This is a genomic window from Candidatus Thermoplasmatota archaeon (assembly GCA_029907305.1).
GTDB lineage: Archaea > Thermoplasmatota > E2 > DHVEG-1 > DHVEG-1 > JARYMC01.
This window is the reverse complement of the sequence record JARYMC010000056.1, coordinates 1-10,072: the sequence shown is the minus strand read 5'-3', so window position 1 is coordinate 10,072 and position 10,072 is coordinate 1. Positions and strand designations below refer to the sequence as shown.

The window sequence follows — 10,072 nt, the reverse complement described above, 5'->3', positions numbered from 1 at the left end:
AGAGTAAAAATAGCTAGTTGGGGGAGGCTAGAAGAGAACAGTTGTTCCAGTTTTATAATTATGCAAAAGGTCTATTTTTTTCATAATCTTGTTAATCAAAGTGTAAACTGTTATTACGAGAAGCGAAACAAAAATCATGAAAATATACTCTTCTATCGGCATACCAAAAATGTTACCAATTGTTTTATCCTGAGAAAAGCTCCAAATACCTAATCTAACTGAGATTTGATCCCATATAACACCTATTATAAAAAGAGCAATAATTGATATTAGGAGATTTTTGAAATTGATGCTTTTTCTGAGAAAATACAATAAAACCAGTGAGGGTATTATGGCAAAAACTGTCATCAATAAAAGGTATTCATACATATTAAGAAAGAACGAAACCTAGTTAATAAAATCTTTTAGGCTATTATTGTTAGAAATGAGAAACCAAAAGCGAAAACAAAATATGTTGTATACATCAAAGTCCAAGCAGGGGTATTTTCAAAGAATCTGCTTCTCTTTTCTTCAAACATCAAACGAAATACAAAAAAACCTGGTATAGCCAAAAAAGTTAGAAACATTAAACTCTCGTTTAACACTCCATTGTTGACTAATATAGGGATTATCACAAATGGGAAAAACATAAATGGTAGTGATAACAAAGCTGCTTTTTTTACTCCAAACGTGTTTACAAGTGTGTGTACACCTGTTTTTTTATCAGCATCACTATCCAGTATATCTTTTGTGGATGAACCTCCTATAAGGAATAACATAGCTATCAAAGCTATTGATAGCGGCAAAGATTCAAGTGGATTTCCAAAAACACTCCATGAAGCGAGTATACCAAGTAAACCTCTTGGTACAGCCACCCAGATTTGATTTAAAAACAGATGGTTTTTTAGCTTAGGTGGTAGTGAATAGGTTATTGTAAATAATGTTATCAGAAGAATAAAAACTGTGAAAATAAAACCTACATATAATGCTAGTGAAAACGATAGAAGGTAAAGTATAATAGAGATGATTTTTGCTTCGAGGATGGTTATTATTCCTGTTGGTATTGGTCGGTATGGTTTTGATATTTTGTCTGTTTCAACATCTGTTAGTTGATTCAAAGTGTTTGATGCACTGTTTAGTAGAGCCAATGAAAAACTAGCAGGGATTATAGTTTTAATTAACATTAGGAAAAGATCATCTGTTTTTCCGTTATGAAAGAAACTAGCTATCATTATACAAGTTGATACAATAACAGGTGCTAGGAGTGTAAACGGGCGAATCAAATCAACAACGCCTTTGACTCGTTTTTTAAGTCTAGGTATATTCATTTTTTCTCTCCAATTATACTAGCAATTCTGTATCTTATACAATATAAAGCTTGTTTGACAGTTGTTACCAAAAAATTATAATTTAAATTATAAGGAAAAAAACGGAGATTAAATTTTATTTGTTTGTAGTGAACTGGTTGCAGATTGCTGCGCAATACCACCTAGTTGCTCATTAGGTTGATTACTAGAACTATTTTGAGATAGCTGAGTGTCACTCTGTTGATTTTGTTGCTGAATATTTTGTTGTTGATTGGTTTGGCTGTTTGAATTAAACAATGAGGACCCTGAATATTTAAACTGGACAGCTGGGTCTCCAAATAAGTTTAACTCATAGTAGACATACCTCATTAGGTCTTCATTTATCCGCCAAAGGTTGTCTTCTTTTGAGTCCTGATTCGCTTTACTAATCACTGTTATATTCTCACCGAACACTGCGTCCCAGAACTCTCTATTATAGTGTTGCGAAGGAGCATTGGTGGTTAAATCTGTTCCGACCCCATTTCTGGAATTCCATATACCAGCAAACGCACCATGAGCGGTTTTTATAGTGAAATATTCAGCGATACACTCCCTATGAAATGAAAAATAACCAGCCATACAACCTTGGGAGTAAATAAAACAAAATTTATCATTTTTTATCATATTAACTTTAGGATATAAAGGCGATACACCCAGGGAAAAGTAAGGAACACGTATTTTCATATTTATATATTGATTAGAATGCCCCACATGATTTATTATATGAACATTGTTATTTATTTTATGGATAAGAGTTAATGGTGACCATAGACCATACATTTTATCAATATCAAATTCTGAGGTTGGAAAACCAATGGTTTTATATCCATGTTTATTTGAACAATTTACTAGTTCCTCCATGTATAGACCGCCAAATCCAAACCCGAGAAATTCACCAACTAATAGAACCTTTTTCAAATAGCTATCATTTGAATCAGAGTTCATATATGCTATAGTTTTAGATACAAAGTTTTGGACTTCAATTGCATTGTCGGTACATGCTCTACCAACATAAACCTCAGCAAATAGATTAACATCACCACCGTTTTCGCCATCATTGGGTTCACCAAAATTCTTATCACAGTCACTGTTAAATGATCCATAAATACAGGCGTAATAAAGATCAGAGGGTATTTTTTCAAAATAAAGCCTAGGGTATTTTAGTTCTCTTACAGGAACTATGTTTATGTCACCATCATTATCATCAGCATCACCACCAAGAAGAACATAATCTACCCCAAAATTAGCATAGGCGTCTCTAATGAAATTCCTTATTTTAGCCTGGGTGTCATTAAAAAGTGATAAACCAGATGTGACAGGGGTTTTTATAAAAGGATTACTAGGATTAGCATCACCCCATTTACCAGCAACCCAATAATCAGGATCATTAACAATGTCCTCTACTGTTTTTATTAACGTAATAGTTCCACTAGCATTATGTGCATCTGCCAATGGAACATAATACTCTTTTAATGCCTCTGTAGTGATAATAACAAGATCATAGTGGTATTGGATATCAAGAGGTAAAAATTCTGGCTCTGAGGTATACATATCAACAACATCTGGGTTGTCAACTTTCTTCATCACCTCTTCTCTGTCTTTTTCCAACCCCCTATAAACACTATTATACTCTGCATCATTCTCTGTCTCAACATTAACTATTAAATTGGGGTAATAGAAAAGCTCACCACAAGAGGGTATATACTGGACAGGATTTAACTTCAAAATGAGAATATTATATCCCCTAAAATTGTATGTACCAACCTCAGTATATAGCTCACCAGGAAATATATCAGTTGAAAAATAAATATTTTCATCAGGAACAAACATCGGCTTATTATTGTTGTCAGAAATTGGAAAACGTTCTGCAACTGGTCTGATGTTAAACCCAGAACCCAAACTTACAACTTCATCATATGTAACGACTATCTCATTTACTTTTTTACCTTGCGGAAGTAAAATATATGCACCTTTTGCAGGTAAACTTGGTTCACCAGGATTACCACTAAGAGAAGTACCATCGATAGTAACCTCATCATATATACTGCCATAAATATCTACAGATTTAACAATCGGCGTTTCAAATGAATAAGCAATAACAATATGGTTATTGCTGCTTTGATTTTCTCTAGCATTAAACACCGAAGGCGATGTTATCAAAAATATGCTTATTAGCAACGTCGAAATTATCTTTTTCATATATCAAATTCCCCCAGTATTATCCGGTATTAATATTATGAAGGATTAAAAGATTTTTATCTTTATTATATTTAACCCTTTATAAACATTACTTTATTATCAAATATTTTGTTAAATCTTGGATAATATTAATTATAAAGAAAAAACATATTCAGATATCAAAATCGTGGTATAATATGTCAAAATTTAGAGGATTCATAGCGATAGATATTGAATCAAACAAAAAACTAGTTGATTTTGAAAATGAAATAAAAAAAATAGGAGCAGACCTTAAACTTGTGGAACCAGAAAACATCCATATAACACTAAAATTCCTAGGAGACACAGAAGAGATGCTGATAAACGAAATGGAAAAAATAATAAAAAATTCAGTAAAAGAAACCAAACCTTTCAACATCCAATTAAAAGGAACAGGTGTCTTTCCAAATCAAAACTACATAAAAGTCGTCTGGATAGGAATACAAAACAGTGAACCAATAGCAGAAATAGCAAAAAAAATAGATGAACAAACCTCAAAAATAGGTTTCGAAAAAGAAAAAAGAGGTTTCTCACCACATCTAACAATCGCGAGGGTGAAAACAGCAAAAAACAAAAAAAAACTATTACAGGTTTTAGAAAAATATAGAGATATTGAATTCGCGGATATAAAAGTAGAAACAGTTAAACTAAAGAAAAGTGATTTAACACCAAAGGGACCCATCTACACGGATCTAAAGATAATAAAAATATGATTATTTGGTGGTGAACAAGATATACAACTGGTTAATCATAATTGGTTCAATTCAACTAGTATTGATAGTAATAAGCTTGTTTTTTCTCACACCAAAAAAAATCTTTAAAAAAACTGCGAAAGAATACTTCGATCTTTTCAAAAAAAATGCTATCCCAATAAGTATCATCCTAGCTGTTGTGTTATTTCATTTAATAGAAGTTAAAACCATAGACGTGATAACCACAGAAATTGTTGGAACAGATTTCGCGCCAACGATTAAAAGCATAGAAGGCAATTTTGTAGCATCATTCTCACAGTATTGGACACCAGTCTTAGTCTCATTCTTCGTATTAATTTACATAGCAGTTTATCCATTCACACTATGGTTCTCGCCATTATATTACATTATAGCAGATGAAAAACAAGCGATGAAAACACTTGCATATGGACTACTAATAATATACATCGTAGCCTTGCCATTCTACCTGTTTCTACCAGTAACAAACGTATACGTGTTCAACAACTTGGGATCGGCACTAGAAAACACAATACCAACTGTGGAAAACTTTTTTTATGCTGTAACAACAGAAAACAACTGCCTACCCTCATTACACACAGCTATGACCATTCTAATAGCTTACTCGATGAGTTTAACAAAAAACAAAAAACTAACCTATCTAACATATTTCACTATGATAACAGTAATAATAGCAATAATGTACCTGGCAATACACTGGATAATAGATATAATAGCCGGTGCGTCTTTAGCGATAGCAGTAATATTCATATTAAGATACACTATGAAGAAAAAAGAATGGAGCAAAACAAAATGATAAATGCTAGTGCCATAGAAAAAAAAGTCTTACAAAAAATCACACCAACCAATAAGGATAAAAAAAGGATACAAAAAATAATAGAAGAGCTTAAAAAAAATGTACAAAAAGAATTAACAAAAAAACAGTTACCAGCAAAAATAGAGTTAGTTGGATCAACAGCAAAAGACACCTACCTGAGAAACAACCTAGACATAGACATGTTTCTATTATTCCCAACTAGTTACCAAAAAAAAGAGATAGGAAGACATGCTATAAACATTGGTAGAAAAATACTAAAGAAAACAGAGGAATGCTACGCAGAACACCCATATATAAGAGGGTATTACAAAAACATAAAAACAGAGATAGTACCATCATATCAGATAGAAAAACCTTCACAAAAACTATCAGCAGTAGACAGGACACCACTACATACAAAATATGTTATAAAAAACCTGAAACAAACACAAAAAAGAGAAGTAAGGCTACTAAAACAATTCATGCGTGGCATAGGATGCTATGGGGCAGAGGCAGAAATAGAAGGCTTCTCAGGATACCTATGTGAAATACTAATCATAAGATATGGTTCATTCAAAGAATTAATAAAAAACGCTAAAAACTGGGAAACAAAACATACGATAACGTTAACAAACCAAAAACATCCAGATTTTGACGCACCACTAATATTCATAGACCCTGTGGACAACAACAGAAACGTTGCCTCAGCTGTTTCAAAAGAAAAATACGAGTTGTTTATAGAAGCATGTAGAGAATACGACAAAAAACCACGTATAACGTTTTTTTTCCCAAAAAAAACAAAACCATGGAGTCTTAAAAAAATAAAGGAAGAAATCAAAAAACAAAACCATAAATACATAGGGTTAAAACTTGATAAACCAGATATAATACCAGAGAACCTATATCCACAGATAAGAAAAGCAATACGTTCAATAAAAGAATCATGTGAGAGAAATAATTTTACAATATACAAAACATCCTTCTGTTTAGAAAACAAAAAAATACTGATAATCCTAGAGACAAAAAAAGAGTCTCTATCTCCGACGATGATACATGTTGGACCACCTTTGGAACTAAAACAAAACGCTGAGGATTTCATAAAAAAATGGGTGAATAACAAAAGGGTTGTTAAGAAACCTTATGAGAAAAACGGTAAACTCTACGTTGAAATCAAAAGGGAATACACGAAGCTAGATGAATATCTTGAAAATCAAGTTAAAAATTTAAGCCTTGGTAAACAACTTGAAAAAAGCAAACAAAAAGGATACAAGATTATGGGACAAGAGGAACTATTAACAGAGGATCTTAGGGTTTTCTGGACTGAGTATCTGGATGGGAAAAAACCTTGGGAACGCTGAAAAAACCTCAAATTTATATATCTAAGACCGTTGATATTTTAGTTAGATGAAGACGCTGGGTGTTTACACAAAGGATTTTTCTTTGTACCATGATTTATTAAAGATACTTAAAAAAAGAAATGTACCATATGTTTCACTAACATCAATAGATAATATACCTAGTAGGATCGGGGTTATACTAACCTCGAATAGGGAGATACATGACATAAAATCCCAGAATGTCATTGCAGCAGATGCATATGACAGTATAGATCATGCTGTGGATCTTGCTATGCAGATGCTAATTGGAAAAGAACTGTATTCTAAGGTTTATATTGGTATAGATCCAGGTGACCAACCAGGTGTGGCTGTTGTAGGAGATGATATTCTACTGCAGAAAACATGTGTTGAAACACCTGAGAAGGTGGCGGTTATAGTGAAACGTTTTATAAGAGAATACCCTGCGGTTGAAACTCTTATACGAATTGGTGATGGATCTACAATCACTAGGAATAGGATAATAAACTCCTTAATCCCACTCAAGACTCCTATAGAAATTGTTAATGAAGCTAAAACAACCTCTTCGCAAAAAACAAAAACAATTAGACCTGAGAGGGACAGCGAAGCAGCTGCAGCAATAGCTTTGTTAACAGGCGGTAAAGTACAGAGACGTCTGCTACTAGAACCAACAAAGGGAGACATTAGAAATGTTCAGGAGCGTAGCAGACAATTAACCAACGGCAGGTTTTCTATATCAGCAGAAACCGCCATGAAAGTTCTAAGAGGAGAGATAAGCCTAAAAGAGGCTGTGGAATCAGAGAAAAACCGTAAAAGCAGTAGACCCGAAGGCAAAAATATGAGAAAGAACAACAAATTAACAGAAGAGAAATAATATAAAACATCTAAGAAATTCGAATATATCCTGATCTTAATTATGAGAAGGTTTCTTTTTCTTCTTTTTTCGAGGTACTTTTATCCAAAAATATTTGTCAACTACTCTAATCTCAGATATTTTGCATACGGGATTAATATTCCTGCAATGCTTGATTGTTTCTTTGCGGCTCTTATTTGATAAAATAAAATATTTCGTTGCTTGCATGAAGGTATAGTATCCTATAGGACTTGTGTTGATACTTTTTGAAAATAATTTTATCTGCTTGCAATCCTTGTTTACTGTTGAAAGGATATCATTATCCCACATAGGGAAAAACTTTGGTGCTATAAGATGAAGTACTTTAGTAGCAGCTACAGGACCAATACATTTTTTAATAGATTCATAACAATCAATAATTTGTTTTTTGTTTCTGCTTTTTTAATACTCTTATACAAAAGATTTTCATCTCTAAATGAATCCAAAACATGACTCTTATTTCTTAAAACATTCATTAATTTCTTTTTCCATTTTTTATCTTGATTAAGAACTCTTGCCATAGTCCCCCAATTGATTAAAAAGGTTTGAATAGGGCCTTCAATATCTGTAGAATCAATATCATTTAGTCTTACTTTTTTCATACCGTTAATACAATTTTTATAGAGAGTATTTTCGTTAAATCCTTCATCTTTTTCATAATCTTTTACTAAAGTGTCTTTAATCATTTCTCCAGTAGCATTTATTAATTTCATGGTAATCAATCATCAAGATTCTTTTATGAACTAAACTAATCACTAATTATAAATCAAATGAATATAAGTATTACCACTCTTTTTTAGAAATTATCAAAATCCTTTCTTTCTTCCTTTTTTAAGAAGGAAATCTTCTTTTTCCGATCTGTTAAGAGTTGTACCAAAAACTTTGGTAATTTGTTTTAATTCCTGGAAACTGATAATCTTCTTACCATGTAGTTTATCGATAAATGCTCGTGCAGCTGCATCCTCTCTTCCTTCAAGATAAAGGATATGCTTATTGTAAATCTTTATTCTATGGACACTTGGAAAATACTTATGCAAGTGGATATACCGGCTCTGTGGATCACTACATTCAGCAAAACAGTATCCTTTCGTAAGTAATTCCTGGAGCATATCAAGTGTTTTACCACGTATCCCTGGCCATCCGATGTTTCTATTAGGAATGTCTTTTGTCCAATAATAAACGGTTGATGTTGAAATATCAAGCTCTTTTGCTATCTGATACTTGGTTTTTCCACTGTTAATCTTGCGTCTAATCCATGCTCTTTTCGCTGGAGAAATATATACGGGATTTCGTGTCATTACTAACGAGTGTAGGAAGTTATATAAAAAGATAATTGAAAATTAGTGAATTTCATCTTCGATTTCTAGCAATCTATCTGACTGGTGTAGATTTCTCTAACTACAAAGGACATTATTTAAGGTAAATATATTCCTTGCTGATGGGATCCATAGCGATTTTTTCTCCAGTTAACCTAGCATCATAACCTGGATACCCATAGACCCCTGCAGTTGGATCTAAAACTACGCAATTCTTGTAGTCTATTTCGTAAGAAGTAATGGTTTGATTTTTGAACATCTCGTAAAATGATGGATGAAAATAAAACATGATATTTACAGTGATGGTAGCATCTCCCAAGTTATTATTGCACAAGATTATTCCCCCATATTTATCTAAATAAGAAGCGATCCCTTTGAAATTTAGTACATTCTCTCTTTCATACTTTGGATAATGGTTAAAAGTTTTTCCTTCTGGACATAGATCAAAATCTTCTCGTGAAGGAACTACATAGAAATGCAACGGCTTGTCCGAAACAATATCATAGCTTATGTTTAGATAATCTATAGGAGAAACAAATGATGAACCATTTCCTCCATAATACCAATTATTATACCCTTTAAGAGCAAATGTTTGATTAAATTCCTGTCTAATATTTCCTCCCCAATCCTTTTCAACTTGCGTGGTGAGTGATTGTTCAACATAGGTCCAAAGTGCATTTGTATCAACATCTGAAGCAAGACAATACGCATGATTTTCTGTTAAAACGAGATACGTTTTAATGCCAATGTTTTCCAACAAAGAACTCAGCAAAATTGCAAGATCTTCACAATCTCCACCTTTTATTTGCATTGTTTCTTGGGGAGTTTGAATAAGTTCAGTTCCTGTTGGATCGCTTATATAATTATAATTTTCTACAACATACCTATATACAGCATTAATCTGACATTCTTTATCCCCTGAAAGGCAACTGTCCCTTATGATAGAGTTTGCATATGATCTTAATGTTATATTATTTGTAACAATTTTGTTAATGTAGGGTTCTGCTCGTTGGATGATTGGATCAATATAATAGACCTCTTGCGAAATAACAATTTTTAACCCATAACACATACCCCTCTACATCGGATGGGATGTAGAGATGTTGACCTATGAAAAATTATCAAGAAAGCCAAAGATGTTTCACACATTCACCGGACTAACACCCAAAGAATTCGACAAAATATATAAGCAATTGGAACAGCGATACCCTCAGTATGAACAGAAACGATTGACTCGAAAGAAGAGAAAACGAGCAATCGGTGCAGGAAGACCCTATAAACTCCCGCTCAAGGAACGAACAGTGATGCTGTTGATGTACTATAGACTGTACATCACCTACAGTCTCCTTGAATATCTCTTTGATCTGGACCAAAGCAACGTCTACCGGAATATTGCTCTCATTGAACCAGTGCTTAAAACCTGCATTCCGATACCAGAGA

Annotated in this window: 11 protein-coding genes; 5 read left to right on the top strand and 6 right to left on the bottom strand. The window is 33.0% G+C overall.

What is annotated here, in order from left to right:
* Positions 1-27 precede the first annotated feature (27 nt).
* From QHH19_05120 to QHH19_05110, 3 genes are all read right to left on the bottom strand, one after another.
* On the bottom strand, positions 28-369 hold the full coding sequence (locus QHH19_05120) for a lycopene cyclase domain-containing protein (GenBank protein MDH7517706.1): 342 nt from the start codon (positions 367-369) through the stop codon (positions 28-30).
* Positions 370-404: 35 nt separating this feature from the next.
* On the bottom strand, positions 405-1,307 hold the full coding sequence (locus QHH19_05115; protein ID MDH7517705.1) for a UbiA family prenyltransferase: 903 nt from the start codon (positions 1,305-1,307) through the stop codon (positions 405-407).
* 108 nt (positions 1,308-1,415) lie between these two features.
* On the bottom strand, positions 1,416-3,524 hold the full coding sequence (locus QHH19_05110) for a C25 family cysteine peptidase (protein ID MDH7517704.1): 2,109 nt from the start codon (positions 3,522-3,524) through the stop codon (positions 1,416-1,418).
* A 176-nt stretch (positions 3,525-3,700) separates the two neighbouring features.
* On the opposite strand from QHH19_05110, the gene thpR reads away from it, so the two are divergent.
* The 4 genes from thpR to QHH19_05090 are packed head-to-tail and all read left to right on the top strand — an operon-like array spanning position 3,701 to position 7,298.
* Positions 3,701-4,255: an RNA 2',3'-cyclic phosphodiesterase gene (gene thpR / locus QHH19_05105; protein ID MDH7517703.1), complete on the top strand. Its 555-nt coding sequence runs from the start codon at positions 3,701-3,703 to the stop codon at positions 4,253-4,255.
* A gap of 7 nt (positions 4,256-4,262) precedes the next feature.
* The gene (locus tag QHH19_05100) at positions 4,263-5,069 is read left to right on the top strand and encodes a phosphatase PAP2 family protein (GenBank protein ID MDH7517702.1); all 807 of its coding nucleotides are present in this window, start codon (positions 4,263-4,265) and stop codon (positions 5,067-5,069) included.
* Complete coding sequence (gene cca / locus QHH19_05095; protein MDH7517701.1) at positions 5,051-6,427, top strand: CCA tRNA nucleotidyltransferase; 1,377 nt, start codon at positions 5,051-5,053, stop codon at positions 6,425-6,427. Before QHH19_05100 ends, cca begins: the two co-directional genes overlap by 19 nt.
* Positions 6,428-6,473: 46 nt before the next feature.
* Positions 6,474-7,298: a hypothetical protein gene (locus tag QHH19_05090; protein ID MDH7517700.1), complete on the top strand. Its 825-nt coding sequence runs from the start codon at positions 6,474-6,476 to the stop codon at positions 7,296-7,298.
* A gap of 353 nt (positions 7,299-7,651) precedes the next feature.
* On the opposite strand, the gene QHH19_05085 is transcribed toward QHH19_05090, so the two are convergent.
* The 3 genes from QHH19_05085 to QHH19_05075 form a co-directional block, all read right to left on the bottom strand.
* Positions 7,652-8,029 carry a hypothetical protein gene (locus QHH19_05085; GenBank protein MDH7517699.1) on the bottom strand — a complete coding sequence of 126 codons (378 nt, stop codon included), beginning with the start codon at positions 8,027-8,029 and terminating at the stop codon, positions 7,652-7,654.
* A gap of 93 nt (positions 8,030-8,122) precedes the next feature.
* Entirely contained in the window at positions 8,123-8,614 is a 492-nt protein-coding gene (locus QHH19_05080) for a hypothetical protein (protein ID MDH7517698.1), read from the bottom strand.
* Positions 8,615-8,726: 112 nt separating this feature from the next.
* Positions 8,727-9,704, bottom strand: a complete 978-nt coding sequence (locus QHH19_05075) for a transglutaminase-like domain-containing protein (GenBank protein ID MDH7517697.1) — start codon at positions 9,702-9,704, stop codon at positions 8,727-8,729.
* Between the two features lie 28 nt (positions 9,705-9,732).
* Here QHH19_05075 and QHH19_05070 point away from each other — a divergent pair.
* On the top strand, positions 9,733-10,072 hold a 340-nt coding region (locus QHH19_05070; GenBank protein MDH7517696.1), incomplete at its 3' end, for a transposase family protein.